This is a genomic window from Cellulophaga baltica, assembly GCF_018861125.1.
GTDB lineage: Bacteria > Bacteroidota > Bacteroidia > Flavobacteriales > Flavobacteriaceae > Cellulophaga > Cellulophaga baltica_A.
Genome location: NZ_JAHKQN010000026.1, coordinates 23,543 through 43,898 on the forward strand (window position 1 = coordinate 23,543; position 20,356 = coordinate 43,898).

Here is a 20,356-nt window from a genome sequence, read left to right on the forward strand (position 1 = left end):
CTATCAATAAACTACTTAATTTTTAGCGAAAAGTACATCTGCCTTTATAGCAACTTCATCCCAAGTTTTACTAACGCCGTCAGGGCCTGTGTGTAATGCTTCACAAACTTTATTTAATGAAGCTACAGCATCAGATGCATTCCATTTTTTTAAGTCCATAACCCCAGAAAATGTATAAATATTTTCAGAATTTGAAGTTACATCTAATGGAATATTAGCTGTTTCACCGTTTAAAGTAACATCAATTGAAGCATTTTCACCATCAACTTTAAAAGTACCTGAGATCAACTCTGTATCTTTCATCGCTCCAAAAAAGAATTCTGTAATTTTTGGATCTCTTGTACCTGTTGCATCGTTCGTAAATAAGCTACTTACAGGAATGCTAAATTTACTGCCATTTAAAACCTCTAAAGGTGTTTCTCCTTCACTTAATTCTGTAATTTTAATAGATTTAAATTCACCACCAACTGGTAATTTTTCAGTTGTTTTGTAAGCAACGAAACTAACTTTGGTAGAATCACTTACTAATGAATACATACTTTTATGCTCCATTTTAGCAGGTTCTTCAGCCTTTTTCTCTTTTTTTTCTTCTTTACAACTGTACGATAATGTAGCTACCGCCAACGATAAAATTAATAATGTCTTTTTCATTTTTATTATTGTTAATTGTTACTATAAAATTACAATTTATTTGAGGTACAATCTAATTCAACTATGATTCTTTTACGCTTATTTTTTCTTTCTTAAATCAGGGTTATATGTAATTCCGAATTGCAAACGGTCATAGTTGGCATTTGTGAAATGATTTTTTAAATACCCGGCTTGTACGCTTAAGTTTTCGGTAACATTTACGCCTAATGCAGCGTATAACCTATTTTGCCCAAAAGTTTCACCTTGTAGGTTAACAAATATTTCGTCATAAAAATTTAAAAAGAAAATATCAGTAAGTGGTAACGTAAGTTGTAACCTGTAACGCGCTCTGTGTTGTGTTTCATTAAAATCATATGCTTCAATAAAACGTTGCTCTAACCTGTAACGGTGCTCAAAATAAAATTGACCTACTTTATTTTTTAAAATTAATTGTTCAAAAATTCTATGCTCTGTACTATTTTCTTCACCTACAAATTCTTCAAAAGTACCATCGGTAGAAATATATCCGTAACCTGCTGTTACAATAGCTTCAGGGTTAATGTTATAATTAAGCCCTGTTCTAAGTAATAATTGATTAAAATTACTAGCAGTTTCGTAATATCTAAATTGCGCTTCGGTATGAATACTTAATTTGTTTGAAATTTTATTTGTTCCAAAATACATGTACCAAGCACCTAAATCATCTTCGCCATTGTCTTGTGCCTGAACAGATGTTAAAATTGAAATAATTGAAATAATAGTAAAAAATTTTCTCATAGTATGTTGCATAAAATTAAATACTACTGAAATTGTCTAATATTTCAGTAGCATTCAAAAAGCTTTATTTAATTAATTGAAATTGTTTTAATTTCTTTAAAAGGACTGCTATCAGCTTTATTTATAGTAGTCTTATAATCTTGCCAATCTTTAGAGAAAAAGCTGTTTGTTTTTTCTAAAGCACTATTTAATTCATCTTTAGCAAAGTTTATTAAGTCTTTTTCAGTTTGCGTGATGCCTGTTTTTCTTGAACGTACATATGAACTGGCATTTCTTAAACGAAGCATAACTGTTATTTCTGGGTTTCTAGTAATCCCTTGTCTTTTGTCTTCTTTGCCTAAATAAAGTGCCATTATTTCATCAATTTTTTTAGTAATTTCTTTTGATGCTTTAATTTCACTTTTATACTTTTCTTTATCAAGCTCTTTTAAGTCTTTCTGGTATTTAGAAGCAATATTTTTACTTTCAACTAACTGCTTAACAGCATCTGCAGCAGTTTGTGTATAGCTTTCTAAAGTTTTTGAATTTGCATACACTTCATTAATAGAGTTTAAAGAAGTTTCAATTCTAGGGTCAGATTTCACTTCAATTTTCGCTTCATCTAAAATAGTACCAAAACTCATTTTTATGGTATAGGTGCCTGGTTTAACATCAGTACCACCTGGTTCACCTTTTCGTTTGCTTATTTTTCGTGAAGGTCTGTCAGCTCCTTTTTCATCCATATTCCAATAAATTCTATGGAAACCTGCTTTTTCAGGCGTTTTATATTTTAAAGTTCTGATTAAACGAGTCCCGTCATAAATATCAAATTGGATAGAATCTTTTTTCTGAACACCAGTTAGTTTTTCTTTCTTTCCAGTATCAGTGTCATCTGTTTTTTCATCCTCTTTTGAAGCTGGTTTTTTTTCACTTTTCTTTTTACCTTCTTTAAGGTAATAAGTAATCATGGCTCCAGGTTTTTTATTCTCACCGTTAAACATAGCATCAGCACCAAATCGGCTGCCTGTTGGTTGTTGGTATGCAGCTTGGTATGCCGTTGGTGGTGTAAAAAGTTTAGCGTCTTGTTGTAAAAGTGTATAGTCAGCAGCTAAAGCTCTTAATGGGCGAATATCATCTAAAACCCAAGCAGCTCTACCAAAAGTACCAATTACCAAATCGTGTTCTCTTGGTTGTATTGCTAAATCTTTTGTTGAAACAGTAGGGAAGCCTTCTGTCCATTTTTGCCATTTTTCACCTGCATTTAATGAAACATATAGTCCATCATCAGTACCTAAAAATAGTAGATTAGGGTTTTCAATATCTTCTATAATAGATAAAGTATAGCTTTTTACATCGTTACCATCAACAATGCGTTCCCATGTTTTACCGTAGTTTTTGGTTCTATATGCATAAGGGGTGTAGTTAAACCTTCTGTAGTCATTAGCAATTAATAAAGCTTCTCCTTTGTTTTTGTTCGAGGCTTTAATTTGCGGAATCCAACTTCCTGCAGGTAAACCTTTAATATTTTTAGTAACCTCTGTCCAACTGGTACCACCATTTTGTGTAATGTGTACACGACCATCATCAGAAGCAACCCACAACATGTCTTTTTCTATTGGTGATGGTTCAATCACTAAAATAGTACAATGGTTTTCTGCTCCAGTAGCATCCATGGTTAAACCACCACTTTCGCTTTGTTTTTGTTTTTCAGGATCGTTAGTCGTTAAATCAGGAGAAATAACTTCCCATGTTAAGCCTTTATTTGTGCTTTTGTGAACAAACTGACTCCCAAAATAAACGGTACTAGTATCAAACGGATCTTGACCTATACCAGAGTTCCAATTGAAACGTAATTTAGTAGCTGCATCTGGTGGGGTAGGGCGTACTATATAATTGTTACCTGTAATATGATCGTATCTTGATACATTACCTTGTTGGCTCATAGCATAACCAAAACGAGAATCATCTTTATCAGGTACAACATCAAAACCATCGCCAAAAGCAATTTCTTGCCAGTAGCTATTACGAATTCCTTGTGCTTTCCAAACGTATGCAGGACCTCTCCACGAGCCATTATCTTGCATTCCTCCGTACACATTATACGGGTATTCGTTATCGGTATTAATATGGTAAAACTGTGCTACAGGAATATTACCTACAAAACGCCATGATTTTCCACCATCTTTAGTAATGTTCATACCGCCATCATTACCATCCATCATAAATTGCCCATTTTTTGGGTGAATCCACCACGCATGGTGATCCGGGTGCACTCCGTTATCTGCACGGTAAGCAGGCATTAACTGTGTAAAGCTTTTACCACCATCTTCAGATACATTTATATAGGTGAAAACTGAATATAAGCGATTTTCATTCTGTGGATCTACATATATTTCAGAGTAGTAAAAAGGTCTGTTACCAATATCGTCTTTATCATTTATTTTTTTCCATTTAAAGCCACCATCTTCAGATTTGTAAAGAGCATTCTTTTTTGCTTCAATTAACGCATATACCACATTTGGTTTTCCTGGAGCAATAGCAACACCCATACGGCCAAGTTCACCAGCAGGCAAACCATCTTCTTCGCTAAGTTTCTTCCAGTTTTTACCACCATCATGTGTCATGTATAAACCACTACCTTCACCACCAGATTTAAAAAACCAAGGATCTCTTTTGTGTTCCCACATTGCAGCAATTAATTTGTTTGGGTTTGTAGGGTCCATAACTAAATCGGCAATACCAGATTTGTTATTGGTAAATAGTATTTTTTTCCAGGTTACGCCACCATCGGTAGTTTTAAAAACACCACGTTCTGGGTGCTCACCCCAAGGCGAACCAATAGCACCTGCATAAACAATATCAGGGTTTGTAGGGTCAATAACAATACGGTGTATGTGTCTTGTTTTCTCTAAACCCATAGCTTTCCAGCTTTTACCACCGTCTAACGATTTGTAAATACCGTAACCGCCATTTAAACTATTCCTAGGGTTACCTTCACCAGTACCAACCCAAATAACAGATGGGTTACTTTGTTGTATGGCAACAGAACCTACTGATGCAGTCACTTCTTTATCAAAAATAGGTTCCCATTTAATACCTCCAGAAGTAGATTTCCAAAGGCCACCAGAAGCTGTACCTACATACATAATTTCTGGGTTTTCATGTACAGCATCAATAGCTGTAACACGACCACTCATGCCTCCAGGGCCAATGTTTCGTGGTTTTAGATCTTGAATAAGATCCATAGTAAAATCTTGTGCAGACGAAATTAACGACACAAATAGTGTCATTACGAGGAGTAGTTTTTTCATTGAATTCAGTTTTGGTATAATTAGTCGCTTTAAAGATACCAAAACCAAAAAATATAAATCTTAAAAGCATGTTAAGGGGAAAATGCTCCTTTATTTTATTTTTTAGCGTTTTGTAAAAATTCCGAACAATTCTTTACCAGCTCTAGGAGGAATAGAATTGTAACAAGGCTCAAAAGATTTTAGGTTAAAATAAGGCGATAAATAGCTTCTGTATTCTTTTTTGTCACCACCAAAAGGTCTTTTTTTCATTTCACCAGTTAACGGGAAATTAAACCAAAGCCCCACCAATTTACCGCCCTCTTTTAATAAGGACGCCATTTGTTTGGCATATGTAGATCGGTTTTCGGGTGTTGGTACAAAAGAGCAGAAAAAAGTTTGTTCAATGATAAGGTCAAACTCGCCTTTAAATTCAAAAAAATCGGCATTATGGAGGTTCTCTTCTGGGAAATCAGGATTTCTTTTCTTGAATTCTTTTAGCGGAATTTCAGAAATATCAAGAATATGAACATTGCTAAAGCCTTGTTGGTATAAATATTCGGCTTCATACGCATTGCCAGCTCCAGGAATAAGAATGTGACTATTTTTATCTTCTAATTGGTTAATATAAGTTTTAATTGGGGTAGAAGGGTAGCCAATATCCCAACCTGTTTGCGCTTCTTGGTAGCGTGTACTCCAATACTGTTTTAAATTTTCAGCCATAGTCGTAATTATTTACCTTTTAAAATTACGGAAACTATTCTTCTCTTTTTTCAACTTTTACCTTTTCTAGCATGGCTAAAATTTTCTTTTTGTCTTTATTCCATATCGTATAGGTTGCTGTGAGTTTATTATGAAAATAAAAAGTATCAAACCAGATGATAGATTCAGAGAGCACATAGAACAAAATATTAAACAGTTGTAGCAGATTTTTTAAGTAGGCTCTTAAAAGAGAAGGCGCTTTACAACTGTCATCAATTACTTGAAAACCAATAAGCAATTTTCCAAGAGTTCTGCCAGTTAGGCTCTCTAAAATAGGGTTTAGCGCAAATAGCAATACAAACGAAACTAGAATTGAGCTTGTACTTAAGCCTAAGTATTTTTCAGCTATAAGTGTTACCCAGTAATAGAAAAGAAAATCAATGACTTTACACAGTAGTCTTAAATTAAATTTTTCAACATTTGGGTTGTATTTAAATTCAAATTGTGTGGGCTCAATACCTCCAAATGTATTGCGCCTGTTTACCGTTTTGTAAGTTTTTAAATCAGAAATTTTTACAGTGCTACTGCTCGTATCCTTCTTTAAAATATAGGTGTTCCAGAAGGTTTTAATAGAAGATTTCATGAGCAGTATTTTAGAAAACTAGTTTTTAAGAATATAGATAAAAGAAATATTTATATGTCTATAATATTTTCGTAAAGAATTAATACTTTTTAGTATTATACATCTTTGTTAGTAATAAATCTTTTTATTTCGTAGGTATGAAGCCATTTTCTCTTGTGTATTTTATATGATTTATGCTTTCTTTTATATCTGTTGGTGGTACTTCATTTTCAATAACAATTATTTGTTCTAAATCACTCTGATTACAGATATATCTATAGAAGTCCATTGCTAAATCATCACTAATCCTTTCTGCTCCAATATTTTTTGGCTTCTTATAAGAGACTAATGGAGAATCTATTATTGGTACACCTATTGAATATTCTTTTTTTAATATTAGTTCTTGTAATGCTACAATGAAAGCGGAATAAATAATTGCTCTAACCCCTTTCCCAGATAGATTTCTGTCTTCACCTGAAATTACAAAATCATTTTGCTCTTCACTATAACTGACATCAGTTAGATTTGGATAATTATAACCTTTAAGAACAGATTTTATCACTTTTGAAAGTGGTGTTAATGATGCAGTTGATATATGCTCAAATGTTTCTTTAGAACTAGATTTAGGTATAGAGCTTTCTAGTTTTTCTTTTTCAGCTTTAAATTTTTCAAGTTGCTCAGATTTATATAAAGCACCAAGAACTATACTTTTCTTTTCATTTTGTTGGTTGATTTGTTCAATTATCAAACTCATTTCCAAGCCAACTCCTTTATCAATTTCTAGAGTGTATTTATTTATATTTTTCTCTAAATCTGAAACTTCTATAGAGATATCCTTAAATTCTTCTTTTAACATTTTTTCTGATTCAAGTAATTCTTGAATCAATGATTCTATTTTTTGTATTTCTTTACTGCAAGAATCTATTATTTTATTAATGTCTTCTATTGAACATTTTCCTTCTATTTCGCCATTACAAAGTGGGCAATTACCATTTTCAGAATGATTTTCTTCATTTAATAAAATGCTTGTTTCAATAGTCGATTTTAAGCGTGATACATCTGAATAGTAATGAGATTTTAATAAGTCTGTTCTTTTATATAATTCTTCGATTACTCTTTTACGTGATTGTCTTTTATGAAGAATGTCTAAAGTTTTTACTCTTTCACTTTCTATTTCATTGAATTTATTCTGAAGATTAGAATGGTTTTCTGTTAATTTTTCAATTAAAGAATTAGTCTCATTCAGCATCAATGATGGTTCAACTTTAAAAGTCTTTAAATCCTTAGTGTTGTCATTTATAAACTCTTTTAATATTTCTAATTTTCCTTTCCTATTTGCTATTTGGTTTTGAGAAAGGGATTCAATTATATTACTATCATCATTTCCTGTTACAATTAATTTTAAAACATTTAATTCTTCGGTAGCTTTTGTATAATGACTAACTATTAATGATTCCTCAGTAGTGATTTTAGATTCATTAACCATTGAGAATTTTACAATATCACGATATGAAATTGGTCTAGTTTTTCCCTTTTGGTTTGTTCTAATTTTTTTACCTGTAAGATTATTTAGTTTAAGTAAAAAAGCGGAAACAGTTTGTTCATTATAGGGACTATGTTTTCTGTCAAGGATTTCGAATTCATCAGTTTCTTTAATTTTATCTATAGATAAATTATAAAGTTTAAAATTGCCACCTTTTAAATCGCTTAATAAAGTATATGTGGTGTTTGTTGAATCAATTAATTCTAAATAGATAAAATCATAATTTCTTGATTCTTTAATAGGTTTTGGCGGTTTTGAACCACCAAACATATAATTGAAACATTGGAAAATATATGATTTACCTACGTTTGAAGGTCCCGTAATGATATTAACGCCTCTTTTAAAAACGACATTTGCATTTTCAACTGATTTACCAATCAGTCTTAATTCTTTTATTATGAATCCCGTTTTCATTATTGTAAAATTTCAATATTAAACTCGTTGTCTATCTCTGATAATTTTGGAGTCATAATGTTTTTTAATTCTTGTTTGGTGTGTTTTGAGTATTTATTAATAGCCCAATTTGCTTTTTCTTGAAGTTTGATTGAGTATAGTTCTTCAAGTGATTCAAGAAATGGCATTGCGTTTTCAGTTGCTTTATATTCTATACCATTAAAATTATATTGCTTTTCTATTAAATTCTTTGTGATAAAAAGATTTAATCCTTTATCAATGATAGAACTTCTAACCATTATTTCACCTGATCGATAAGGTACTGCGGGATGTAGACTTTGCATTGTTTTGTCAATGTCTGCTGAATGTATAGTTAGGTAATCTAGATAAACAAGGTTTTGTAAATCAAAAGATTTAGGGAATGCTTCATTTAATATAATTAAGATTCGAAGACCAGCTTCAACACTATTATTAAATGGATTTATATTTTTTTTAGTTTCCATTATGTCCATTTGATTTTATTATCATTAACCAATTGATGACAAATTCCTTTTTTATCATAAATAAGACTAACCTCCTTTAGTGGGTTTGAAGATATTATTGCTTTTCCTGCTTCTCTTTCTACTTCTTTTACTTTTATAAAATTATTCGAATGGATTTCTTCCAAAATATCAATAATCCCTTCTAATATTTCATTTTGAAAATCTTCAAAGGTGTCAATAGGTAGGTTATCTCTAGTGAAATTCCTTAACTGTTCTGCGTGATGAAAACTTATTCTAGCTCTTGTAAAATGGTTTTTATAAAGTTCTTTTGAATCTAAATCTATTACATTTTTGTAATCTTCTTTGCTTTCAGAACCGTATGCAGATAAAAGTTGATCAACGTATGTGGTTTCCGAACTTTGGATTGAACTTGGTATAGTATCGGTGTCTAATTTTTCACGCTCAGGTAGTCCACCACCAAACCTTATTAAGTGATTTGGATGCGAAATATGTTCTTTTAAAATATTCTTAGTATGAATTTTTGAGAAAATTGAAAAGTCAAAATTATTTACCCATTTTAAAAATTCTCCTTCTAATTTTATTCCACCTACAGTCGTGTCAATTTCACAATGTTTATCCCAATTATTTACTATTGCATTTTTTAGTTCGGTTGGATTTTGAAGTAATTTTGAAAGTGAAGTTCCACAACCTTTTGGTGCAACAAAATAATATTTTCTAGGTATTGGGTATTCTAATTTAAAAGTATAGTATAATATTTTAATAAATTCTTTATATACTTGAGCAGGCATTAATGCATTTTCATAATGTTTGCATTGAAAACAATCCCAAGTATAGTTTGGTTTGTTTTTATCAGTTACATAGCCTACAACATCTCTTCCTTTATCTCCAGCACCTCCGAATCTTTCAGCCTCTATATATTCAGTCTTTTTTATGTCAACCCACTCTTCGATAAAATCTTCCCAGTCATCAAATGACATATGCTCAATCATCTTAAGAGGTATTATCCTCTTACCAAAATTGACTTGATGTGATGTTTTGTAAAATGTCATTCGTTATTTTTTAGCTGACGTACAATGTAGATATATAGTCATCATAATCTACAATCCACATTAAATTATAAAAGTAAACAGGGGAGGGGAAGTACTTACTTTTTGTGTTTCCGAAAATAAGTGTAAAACTTTAAATTGCTTACGTATTTTGTAAGAATTATAGCTATTGTAGTCACATTTCTACAAAATGTATTGTTTGTCCGTTAAAATGCTGTTATTTACGTATTTGTCTAATGCAGTAGTGTAGCTTCTCTTTTAAGAATGAAACTAAAATTCAAAATTGAGTTTTAATGTACTTGCTTTACACGTCTTTTTTTGTGATACTGCCGTAAATACTAGATATTGCATAAAAATAACTTAGCGCTAACTAAGTAGATAAACAAAGTAAAATGAGTAAAAAAGTATTTGTATCTGGTTGTTATGATATGTTGCACAGTGGGCATATTGCATTTTTTAAAGAAGCATCAAGTTATGGCGATTTGTATGTGGGTATTGGTTCTGATGCCACGGTTGATGAGCTTAAAGGAAGAAAAACAATAAATTCAGAGCAAGAACGTATTTACATGATTAATGCAATTAAGTATGTAAAACAGGCTTTTGTAAATTCAGGATCGGGTATTTTAGATTTTGAAGATGATCTTAAACAAATAAAGCCAGACTTTTTTGTTGTAAATGAAGATGGGTATTCACCTTCAAAAAAAGAACTTTGTGATGCTTTAGGTATTGAGCTAAAAGTATTAAGCCGCATACCAGATGCAGGACTTCCTGAGCGTTCTACAACAGCAATACGCTCTGCAGGTAATTGTACGTTACCGTACAGAATTGATTTAGCCGGTACGTGGATTGATCAGCCTTATGTATCAAAATACCACCCAGGTTGGGCAATTACCTTGTCATTAGAACCGGTGATTGAGTATAATGAGCGTTGTGGTATGTCTACCTCTACACGAAATGCAGCTAAAAAAATATGGCCGTATTATTTGCCTTTAGAAAAGCCAGAAAAATTAGCCGAGATACTTTTTAAATTTGAAAACACACCAGGTTCTACCTTAATTTCTGGGGCACAAGATGCTATTGGTATTTGTATGCCAGGTTTGGTTAGGCATTATTATGACAATGCGTATTGGCCTTTAAAATTTGAGTCTATCCATAAAGAAGAAACCCTTAAATGGTTAGAGAGTCACCTTTGTATGGCCATGTTATGGCCAAGAGAACCCGGTTTAGATTTGTTAGGTGAAACCTATATAAATACTGAAAATGTAAAGCCATTAACCGAAGCGGCCGATGAGGTTTGGGAAGCAATTAAAGAGCGCGATTTAGAAAAGTTTGCTGCAGGATTTTCAAAATCATTTGAAGCGCAAACTAAAATGTTTCCTGAAATGGTTAACGACAGAATTAATGCTGAAATTGAGAAGTTTAAAGATAAGGCCCTTGCTTGGAAACTTGCTGGTGCAGGTGGCGGTGGTTACCTAATTTTGGTTTCTGAAAAACCAATTGAAGGTACTATGCGCATTAATATTAGAAGAAAAGAAGCCTTGTAGTATTTACTAGCAATTCGCTTAAATAAAAAAATCATTTCAAAAGCATGTAAAAACTGCTCTTGAAATGATTTTTTTTGGTTTGTACTTTTTTAGTTTACCGCTTTATTTTCAATATAAAAGTTACGATCTACTTTAAACGTTTTTCCTTTTGTTTTTATCTTTTCTGTCTGCCATTCTGTTGTTGGCGTTAACCAAATTTCTTTATCACCAACCAAAACTTTAACAGGCATTGCAAAATTTGCCACTACGTTAGCATATTTGTAGCTAATACCTTTTTTCGAAATTTTGTATTCTAAAACAGGAATGTCTGCCGTTCTTAAATACTCTTCAAAAAATGGCGCTAGATCCATTCCTGATTTCTCACTCAAGTAGTTTTCAATTTGTGCTGTAGTAACGGTTTGGTGGTAAAAATCTTTATTTAAACCTCTTAAGATATTTCTCCATTTTTCATCATCATTAATTACTTGACGTAGCGTGTGTAAAATATTTGCACCTTTAGAGTACATGTCTTTACTACCGCCATAATTAACATCGTATTCACCAATAATAGGACGATCGTTATGAATGTTTTTACGCAGTCCGATTACATAATCAGCACTAGCTTCTTTTCCGTAGTAATAATCAATAAATAGATTTTCAGAATAGGTTGTGAAACTCTCATGAATCCACATATCGGCAATATCTTTATAGGTAATATTGTTGGCAAACCACTCGTGACCAGATTCATGAATAATGATATAATCAAACTTTAATCCCCAACCAGAACCTGATAAATCTCTACCTAAATATCCTTTTTTATATTGATTTCCGTAAGTAACAGAACTTTGGTGTTCCATACCTAAATACGGAGTTTCTACCAACTTATAACCATCTTCATAAAACGGATAAGGGCCAAACCAATGCTCAAAAGCTTTCATCATTTTTGTAGCATCTTTAAAATGTTCTTTAGCGACAGCTAAGTTGTCTCTTAAAACATAATAATCCATATCAAGTTCCCCTTTTTCACCGGCGTACTTTTCACCAAAGTGAACATAATCAGCAATATTCACGTTGACACCATAATTATTTATTGGATTGTCAATAAACCAATTGTACGTAGTGGTAGTTTCATTTTCTTTAACCGAGGTAAGTCTTCCGTTAGAAACATCCATTAAACCTTTAGGTACTGTTACCCGTATGGCCATACTATCTACCTCGTCATACATATGATCTTTATTAGGCCACCAAACGCTGGCACCCAAACCTTGGCAAGAAGTTGCGACAAAATCATTGCCATTGTCATCTTTTTTCCATGAGAAACCACCATCCCAAGGTGCTTTAACCGCTTCTTTTGGTTTTCCCGAATAATACACAGTAACTTGGTTAAAATCACCCTTTTTCTGATGTTTAACCAATTTGATAAAATGTGCGTTTATGTTAGAATCAAATTCTAATTCTTGCCCATCTTGCGTTACTTTTTCAATTTTTAGTGGCGGTTGCAAATCTACCTGCAACACTTGGTTTTCTTCTAATACTTCATAACGTATGGTATTGCTCCCCGAAATAAATTTCTCTTCAGGTTTTACTTCAAGGTTTAAATCGTAATAATTTAAATCCCACCAAGCACGCTCAGGCGTAATGCTTCCTCTTAAAGAATCTTGTTCGGTAAAAGTTTGTTTTTTGGTTAGTAACGCTTGTGCATTTAAGCCAAAAGTTACTAGTAATGTAATTGTAGTAATAGCTATTCTGATCATTATAAAAAAAAATTAATTAGCGCATTATAGCGTTAGGAAATACTACAGGACTTTCAAAACCATCTTCTCCAACAGCAGAAACTCCAAAGAAGAAGTTGTCAATAACAATACCATCAAGAACAAATTCGGTAACGTCACCCACAAATCTACTATTATCCCAAGTTGGTGATGTAGTATCTCTCCAATAAATTTTATAGCCAATAGCGTTTGGTACTTTACTCCATTTAAATTTAGCAGCAGGTTTAACAATTCCTCCAATTTTAACTTCTGTAGGAGCAGGAGGAGCCCAAGCTAATGATGCTAAATTAATAGCATTTACAGCTGTAAGTTTTTTAGTGTATTCAAAATTCACGTGTTCTAAAACATCACCGTAATTAATACCATTTTCAGTTCTTACATCTTGGTGTTGTTGGGTATAATTTTCGTGCGCTTCCATAATTCTGATTCCTGCAAAGCCTAAATCATTAAAAGGCCTGTGGTGACCTCCACGACCAAAACGATCTAAACGATAAATCATCATCGGGTTCATTTCCGGCATGTATTTTTTTACGTTTTTATGAATGTAACGGGCTAGCTGTCGCGAAATACCATCAACTTCACCACCATAAAAACGGCGTGCTTTACGTTGCTTTTCTGTTTCATTAGCCGGTACAGGTTCAGAAAATATTCTGAAATCACGATTGCTCGTAACGCCATCAACCCCCGTAATGTTACCAATCATATCATTATTTAAAATACCAATAATATTCCATTTTTTTTCTTGTGCGTATTTGGCCAAACCAGCACCACCAAAAAGGCCTTGCTCTTCACCAGATAAGCCTACATAAATAATGCTATTTTCAAAAGAATGTTTTGAAAGTACTCTAGCAGCTTCAATAGTACCAGCCATACCAGTAGCATTATCATTTGCCCCAGGCGCATCAGTAGTAAAATCCATCGTGTCACTGGCACGAGAATCAATATCACCACTCATAATAATATAATTATTCGGGTATTTTGTACCTTTTTGTATGGCAACAACATTTACCACCCAAGCATCTTTAGGTATGCGAGAACCCATATCAGTAGTCACAAAATCTTTCTGATAAAAAACATCTAAGCAATCTTTGCAATCTTTTGAGATAGTTTCAAATTCAGATTTTATCCAACGGCGTGCAGCACCAATTCCTCTAGTTTTTGAAATAGTATCGCTAAATGTGTTTCTAGTCCCGAAATTAACTAATGTAGTGACATCTTTTTTTATACGTTCAGATGAAATCGCATCAATAATATCATAAATTTTTGCATCTGATTGTTGCGCTATACAAATGCTAGTCAGCATAAATAAGCAACAAAGTAATAGTATTCTCATAGTTTAGTTTTTGTTTCCTAAATTACGGTAACTATTATAGTTAATGTCTTAAAAAAAAGTTAACTAGTATTACCTTTCAAAGTAGCTAAAGAGCTATTTAAAATTAAAAAGATAAAAAAGGGAAGAACTTAATAACAAGCTCTTCCCTTTTTTATCTTATAAACTTGATTATTAGTTAATCAAGAAACCTTTTCAATAACAAGCGTACATCTTTTGTGCCATCTACATAATATTTAGCAGCTGTTTTTTGCAAACCAACTTTTACAGTTACTGCAGTTTCTGGTAATTCTTGAAACATAAATTCATCAGTCCAATCATCACCAATTGCAAAAGCAAAATCGTAATCAGCTTCAGTATATACACGCATTGCGGCTCTACCTTTGTTTACGTTACTACTCTTAATTTCCATTACTTTATTTCCGTTTAATACACTCAAATCATCATTAGCAATTAAACTAGTAAGTACGGTGTTTAACTCCGTTGCTCTTTTTTGGCCAAAATCAGGATCTGTTTTTCTGTAATGCCAAGCTAGAGAGTAATTTTTCTCTTCAATAAAACTACCTGGAGTTCTATCAACAAAAGATTCTAAAACAGGATGAATTTTTTCCATCCAGTCTTTCTTAACATTTTCTAGCATTGAAAACGGTTCTCCATTTTTAGAAATCCATACCCCATGCTCAACAATCATGTTATATTTTTTAGGTAAGAACCATTTTGTAAACGTTTCTTTATCTCTACCACTTATTAAATACATATCTGTATTTTCTTGTGAAGATATTTTGTCTAGCAATTCGTAAAGTTCTTCATCCGGACTCGCTTTTTGCGGATCGTTATGGAAGCCTGCTAAAGTCCCGTCATAATCAATAAATAATAGTCTTTTCTTAGATTTTTTATATTTTTCTTCAACTTCACTTAATAGTTTTTTAGATAATTTTCGTGAAACTTCAGTGTTATTAGCTTCTTTTTGTTCTAATAATGACGTCATAAAATCGTTCGCCCATCTTTCTACGTTATAGCGCTCTAATCGTTTTTGTAAAACACCATTACGTTCTTGTTGCTCTTCTACAGGCATTTTTATAGCTTCATCAATAGTGTCAGCAATTTGCTCAAAGTTATTAGGATTAATAAGCAGCGATTCGTTCATTTCATTAGCAGAACCAGCCATTTCGCTTAATATTAAAACCCCGCTTTTATCGGTTCTAGTAGCAATATATTCTTTAGCTACTAAATTCATACCGTCGCGTATTGGTGTTAACCAAGCAATATCAGATGAGGTGTATAAGTCAATTAAATTATCAAAAGGCATTGATCTGTAAAAGTACCAAATAGGTGTCCAGCTCACGGTTGAAAATTCACCATTAATACGACCTACTAACTCATCAACTTCTTTCTTTAAAAGTTGGTATTGAGGTACATTACTACGTGAAGGAACGGCTAATATTATTAAACGAACCTTTTCTTTATAATGCGGGTATTTATTTAAGAAATATTCAAAAGCATTCAAACGTTTTGCTATTCCTTTTGAATAATCTAGTCTATCAATAGAAAGTAAAAATTTAGCTTTTGGATTTGCTATTTTATGCTTGTTTAATCGTTGTTGTAATTCAGATTGATCTTTTGGTTCTCTTTGTAAATGCTCTTTAGCAGCATCACTAAACTTTTTATAATCAATTCCCATCGGGAAAGAATCAACTTTAATAATTCTATCTTCTAAATAAATATCATTAAAACTAACTTCTAAACCAAGTAAACGCCTTACTGAGCTTAAAAAATGACGCTCATAATCGTACGTGTGGAAACCTATTAAATCAGCACCTAAAAGGCCGCTTAACACTTCTTTACGCCAAGGCAATGTTCTAAATATTTCAAAGGAAGGGAAAGGTATATGTAAAAAGAAGCCTATTGATACTTCTGGCATTGCTTCTCGTACCATTTGTGGTACTAACATCAATTGGTAATCATGAATCCAAATTACATCATCTTCGTTAGCATTTTTAATAATAGCATCAGCAAATTTCTGATTTACTTTTTTGTAGGTATCCCAGCTATCTAATTCAAATTCTGAGTATTGTAAAAAATAATGAAATAGAGGCCAAATTGTTCTGTTGCTAAACCCGTAATAAAAACCATCAACCTCTTCTGAAGTTAATTTTACTTTTGATGAGCCATGTTTTGCTAAGGCTTCGTCTATATCATCAGCAAGTTCTTCAGGTATTTCTTCATCTGTAAGTCCACTCCAGCCAATCCATAAACTATCACCGCCTGAATGAACTGATTTCATTCCTGTAGCTAAGCCACCAACGCTTGGTATTGCTTTTATGCTACCGTTATCAATTTGTAACTGAACTGGTAATCTATTTGAGATTATGATAGTTTTGCCCATAATGTGGTTCCTTTTGGAGTTTTTTAGATTTATTTTTTCTAAATTTCGTGAAAAAGAAAAGCAAAAACAATAATTTAATCTTTTTGAGTTAGCATTTTATTGATATGGATAATTTAGATTACGGAATAATAGGAAATTGTAGAAGTGCAGCATTAATTTCTAAGAATGGCTCAATTGACTGGTGTTGTTTACCAGAGTTTGATTCGTCTTCAGTTTTTGCAAAATTATTAGATGATGAAATTGGAGGTAGCTTCGGTTTTATTGTTGATGATTCTTATACGATTGAACAGGAATATGATAACGATACAGCAATATTAATTACTAAGTTTACTTCAGGTGAAGATTGTTTTGAAGTACATGATTTTATGCCTCGTTATTACAAGAAAGAAGAGCATACGTACTATACACCACCAGAAATAATACGTTATATAAGGTATGTGTCTGGAGAACCAAAATTCAAAATTAATTATGACCCTAAACTTGAGTTTGCACAAGGGAAAACAGAATCTTTCATAAAAAAAGATTTTATAGCTAGTTTGACCCACGAGGTGAAATTTGATACTGTTTTCTTATACAGTTCTTTTGCTAAAGAAAGCATAGTTAATGGAGATGAAATTACGCTCTTGGAAGATGGGTTTTTTCTTTTAGGTTATAATGAAAAAATTTTAATACCTACTGTTGAAAAAGCATTACTTAACTTAGAAAGAACCAAAATTTATTGGTTAAACTGGTCACAGAAAACTCCAACTTATAGAAAATTTGACACTCAAATTAAGCGAAGTGTTTTAACTTTAAAGCTCTTAAGTTATGATAAAACTGGTGCAGTTTTAGCAGCCGCAACCACATCATTACCAGAAACTATTGGAGAGGTTAGAAACTGGGATTACCGTTTCTGTTGGATACGTGATGCATCAATGGTTATTAAAGTTGTTTCTGAACTTGGCCATAAAAATGTAGCAAAACGCTACTTGCAATTCATTATTGATTTGATACCTGATAAGGATGAGAAATTACAAATCATGTATGGCATTAATAAAGAGAAAAAACTTACCGAAGAAACACTTGAGCATTTAAGTGGTTATAAGGGTTCAAAACCAGTTAGAGTGGGTAATGCAGCTTATGAACAAGTTCAGAATGATATTTATGGTATTCTAATGGATGTTATTTATGAGCTAATTGCTAAGTTTAGCATTGACATGGAAAACGGTGAGGAACTTTGGGGAATTACAAAGGGTATTGTTTGGATTGTTGAAAAGCACTGGAAAGAAGCAGATAAGGGTATCTGGGAATTCCGTTCGGAAGACAAACACTTTACTTTTTCTAAGGTATTATGTTGGACTGCAATTGATAGAGCTATAAAAGTTGCTGAAATGTTGAATAAACAACATAAAATAGACCTTTGGAAGCCTTTAGAAGAAGAAATTAGAAAAGATATTATGGATAATGCTTGGAACGAAGATAAGCAAGCATTTACACAATCTTATGGTTCACCACATATGGATGCTTCAGTTTTATTAATGGAATCTTATGGTTTTATTGATGCTAAAGATCCAAAATTTGTAAGCACAGTTTTAGCGGTTGAAAGAGATTTATGTAATGATGGTTTAATGTATCGTTATAAAAATGTAGATGATTTTGGAGAGCCATCGTCTTCATTCACAATCTGTACGTTCTGGTTTATCAATAGTTTATTTAAAATTGGTGAAGAGGAAAAAGCTTTAAAGCAATTTGAACAATTATTAAGTTATAGTAATCATTTAGGGTTGTTTAGTGAAGATATCGACTTTAAAACCAAACGTCTCTTAGGAAACTTTCCGCAAGCATATTCACATTTAGCATTAATTGAATGTGCTATTAACTTTTCTAAAAAAGATGCAGATGAAGATGTTTTAACTTCGATGCGAGCTTAAAAAGAATTTTAAATATAGTATTTATAAAAAAACCGCTCCAATTGGAGCGGTTTTTCATTCTTGAATTAAAATATTAATTTTAATTAGAATTAGTCAAAGGTGTACCCGTTATCAGCAGCTACTTTATCAGCAATTTGTGTGCGTAAAGCTACTACATTAGGGTTGTTTGTATATTTTGTAAAGCGTTTAAGCCCCATTAACATCATTCTTTGTTCATCTCCTTCAGCAAAAGAAATAATAGCTTCTTTACCTTTTCTAATAACGGTTTCAGTAGCATTATATAAATACAATTTAGCCATTGCTATTTGAGTTTCTTGTGTTGCTTCACCAGAACGTTTAGCATTTTTCTCAGTTCTCAAAATAGTTGACTCTGCCATATATATTTCAATTAAAATATCAGAAGCGGCCATCATTAATTGTTGATGCTTTTCTAATTCAGGTCCGTATTTTTGAACTGCAGAACCTGCAACCATTAAAAAGACTTTTTTCAACTTTTTAACTAAATCTTTTTCTTCAGCAAATAACTCAGAAAAATCAGGTGTTTCAAAAGATGGTATCCCCATTAATTCTTCACCTACAGCAGTTGCAGGACCTAAAAGATCAACATGCCCTTTCATTGCTTTTTTAACAAGCATGCCAACGGCTAACATACGGTTAATCTCATTTGTACCTTCGTAAATACGTGCAATTCTTGAATCTCTCCAAGCAGATTCCATTGGAGTATCAGCGCTAAAGCCCATACCACCAAATATTTGAATACCTTCATCAGTTGTTTGTTGGCAATCTTCAGAAACTGCAACCTTAAGTATAGAACATTCTATTGCATACTCTTCAACACCTTTAAGTTCAGCTTCTTGGTGTGTATTTCCTGCAGCTTCACGTAGAGCAATTCTATCTTCAATATTTTTAGCAGCTCTATATGCAGCAGATTCATCAGCATAAACATTGGTAGCCATATCAGCAATTTTAGCTTTTATAGCACCAAAATTCATAATTGGTGTTTTAAATTGAATGCGCTCATTAGCATAGTTTGTAGCTTCACCAATAACCCTACGTTGTGCATCTAAACAAGCAGCAGCTAATTTAATACGTCCAACGTTTAAAGCATTCATTGCAATTTTAAATCCGTTGCCACGAGTAGAAAGCATATTTTCTACAGGTACTTTAGTTTCATTAAAAAATACTTGTCGAGTAGAAGAGGAGTGGATACCTAATTTCTTTTCTTCGTCACCTAATGTAATTCCGTTGCTTGGGTCATTTTCTACAATAAAACCTGTAATGTTTTTGTCATCTTCAATACGAGCAAAAACTATAAAAACACTACAGAAACCTGCATTTGAAATCCACATTTTTTGACCAGAAATAGTGTAATGTTTCCCGTCATCAGATAAAACAGCTTTAGTTTTACCAGAATTAGCATCTGAACCAGCACCTGGTTCTGTTAAACAATAAGCTCCAAACCATTCACCAGAAGCTAATTTAGGAACGTATTTTTGTTTTTGTTCCTCAGTACCATAAAGTGTAATTGGCATTGTACCAATACCTGTATGCGCACCAAAAGCAGTACTAAAAGAACCTGTGGCTCCAGAAATATAATCACAAACTAGCATTGTGGAAACAAATCCCATTCCCATACCACCGTATGATTCTGGTACCGCTACACTTAATAAACCAAGTTCACCAGCTTTACGCATAGTTTCTTCAGTATAAGCGTAATCTTTTTTCTCAAAACGTTCCCAATGTGCCCAAAGTTCGCGATCAACAAATTCTTTGGTACTTTCACGCATCATTTTCTGCTCTTCAGATAAATCTTCAAGTGTAAATACATCTTCACAGTTTGTTTCTTTAACAAGGAACTGTCCTCCTCTTAGTAATTCTTTAGTTTCTGATGTTTCCATAATAATTATCCTCTTTAACTCTCCTAAAGAGGAGAATTCTACTGAGGCTATGTTT

14 protein-coding genes are annotated in these 20,356 nt (G+C 32.6%); 2 read left to right on the plus strand and 12 right to left on the minus strand.

From position 1 onward, the window contains the following. Window positions 1-15: 15 nt before the first annotated feature. The 8 genes from KO500_RS13020 to KO500_RS13055 form a co-directional block, all read right to left on the minus strand. Window positions 16-651, minus strand: a complete 636-nt coding sequence (locus KO500_RS13020; protein WP_215956990.1) for a YceI family protein — start codon at window positions 649-651, stop codon at window positions 16-18. 78 nt (window positions 652-729) lie between these two features. Next, entirely contained in the window at window positions 730-1,407 is a 678-nt protein-coding gene (locus KO500_RS13025) for a DUF2490 domain-containing protein (RefSeq protein ID WP_215956991.1), read from the minus strand. A gap of 68 nt (window positions 1,408-1,475) precedes the next feature. Beyond that, entirely contained in the window at window positions 1,476-4,697 is a 3,222-nt protein-coding gene (locus tag KO500_RS13030; RefSeq protein ID WP_215956992.1) for a WD40/YVTN/BNR-like repeat-containing protein, read from the minus strand. 102 nt (window positions 4,698-4,799) lie between these two features. Then, window positions 4,800-5,396: a methyltransferase domain-containing protein gene (locus KO500_RS13035; RefSeq protein WP_215956993.1), complete on the minus strand. Its 597-nt coding sequence runs from the start codon at window positions 5,394-5,396 to the stop codon at window positions 4,800-4,802. A 34-nt stretch (window positions 5,397-5,430) separates the two neighbouring features. Beyond that, complete coding sequence (locus tag KO500_RS13040) at window positions 5,431-6,018, minus strand: RDD family protein (protein ID WP_215956994.1); 588 nt, start codon at window positions 6,016-6,018, stop codon at window positions 5,431-5,433. Between the two features lie 124 nt (window positions 6,019-6,142). Next, window positions 6,143-7,954, minus strand: coding sequence for an AAA family ATPase (locus KO500_RS13045; RefSeq protein WP_215956995.1), 1,812 nt, complete (start codon window positions 7,952-7,954; stop codon window positions 6,143-6,145). After that, window positions 7,954-8,436 carry an ABC-three component system middle component 2 gene (locus KO500_RS13050; protein ID WP_215956996.1) on the minus strand — a complete coding sequence of 161 codons (483 nt, stop codon included), beginning with the start codon at window positions 8,434-8,436 and terminating at the stop codon, window positions 7,954-7,956. The genes KO500_RS13045 and KO500_RS13050 overlap by 1 nt, the downstream gene beginning before the upstream one ends. After that, window positions 8,436-9,485, minus strand: a complete 1,050-nt coding sequence (locus KO500_RS13055; protein WP_215956997.1) for an ABC-three component system protein — start codon at window positions 9,483-9,485, stop codon at window positions 8,436-8,438. Before KO500_RS13055 ends, KO500_RS13050 begins: the two co-directional genes overlap by 1 nt. A gap of 389 nt (window positions 9,486-9,874) precedes the next feature. Here KO500_RS13055 and KO500_RS13060 point away from each other — a divergent pair, with 389 nt between their 5' ends. Then, complete coding sequence (locus KO500_RS13060) at window positions 9,875-11,026, plus strand: adenylyltransferase/cytidyltransferase family protein (protein WP_215956998.1); 1,152 nt, start codon at window positions 9,875-9,877, stop codon at window positions 11,024-11,026. Window positions 11,027-11,115: 89 nt separating this feature from the next. On the opposite strand, the gene KO500_RS13065 is transcribed toward KO500_RS13060, so the two are convergent. The 3 genes from KO500_RS13065 to KO500_RS13075 form a co-directional block, all read right to left on the minus strand. Beyond that, complete coding sequence (locus KO500_RS13065; RefSeq protein ID WP_215956999.1) at window positions 11,116-12,759, minus strand: M1 family metallopeptidase; 1,644 nt, start codon at window positions 12,757-12,759, stop codon at window positions 11,116-11,118. 16 nt (window positions 12,760-12,775) lie between these two features. Beyond that, window positions 12,776-14,110: a M28 family peptidase gene (locus KO500_RS13070; RefSeq protein ID WP_215957000.1), complete on the minus strand. Its 1,335-nt coding sequence runs from the start codon at window positions 14,108-14,110 to the stop codon at window positions 12,776-12,778. Between the two features lie 175 nt (window positions 14,111-14,285). Then, window positions 14,286-16,493 (minus strand): bifunctional alpha,alpha-trehalose-phosphate synthase (UDP-forming)/trehalose-phosphatase, encoded by a 2,208-nt coding sequence (locus KO500_RS13075; protein ID WP_215957001.1) that lies wholly within the window; start codon window positions 16,491-16,493, stop codon window positions 14,286-14,288. A 104-nt stretch (window positions 16,494-16,597) separates the two neighbouring features. Between KO500_RS13075 and KO500_RS13080 the strand changes: the two genes are divergently transcribed. Further along, a complete protein-coding gene (locus tag KO500_RS13080; protein ID WP_215957002.1) occupies window positions 16,598-18,403 on the plus strand; it encodes a glycoside hydrolase family 15 protein in 1,806 nt (601 codons plus the stop codon). A gap of 89 nt (window positions 18,404-18,492) precedes the next feature. Here KO500_RS13080 and KO500_RS13085 read toward each other — a convergent pair whose 3' ends face one another. Further along, window positions 18,493-20,301, minus strand: a complete 1,809-nt coding sequence (locus tag KO500_RS13085; protein WP_215957003.1) for an acyl-CoA dehydrogenase family protein — start codon at window positions 20,299-20,301, stop codon at window positions 18,493-18,495. Window positions 20,302-20,356: the final 55 nt, after the last annotated feature.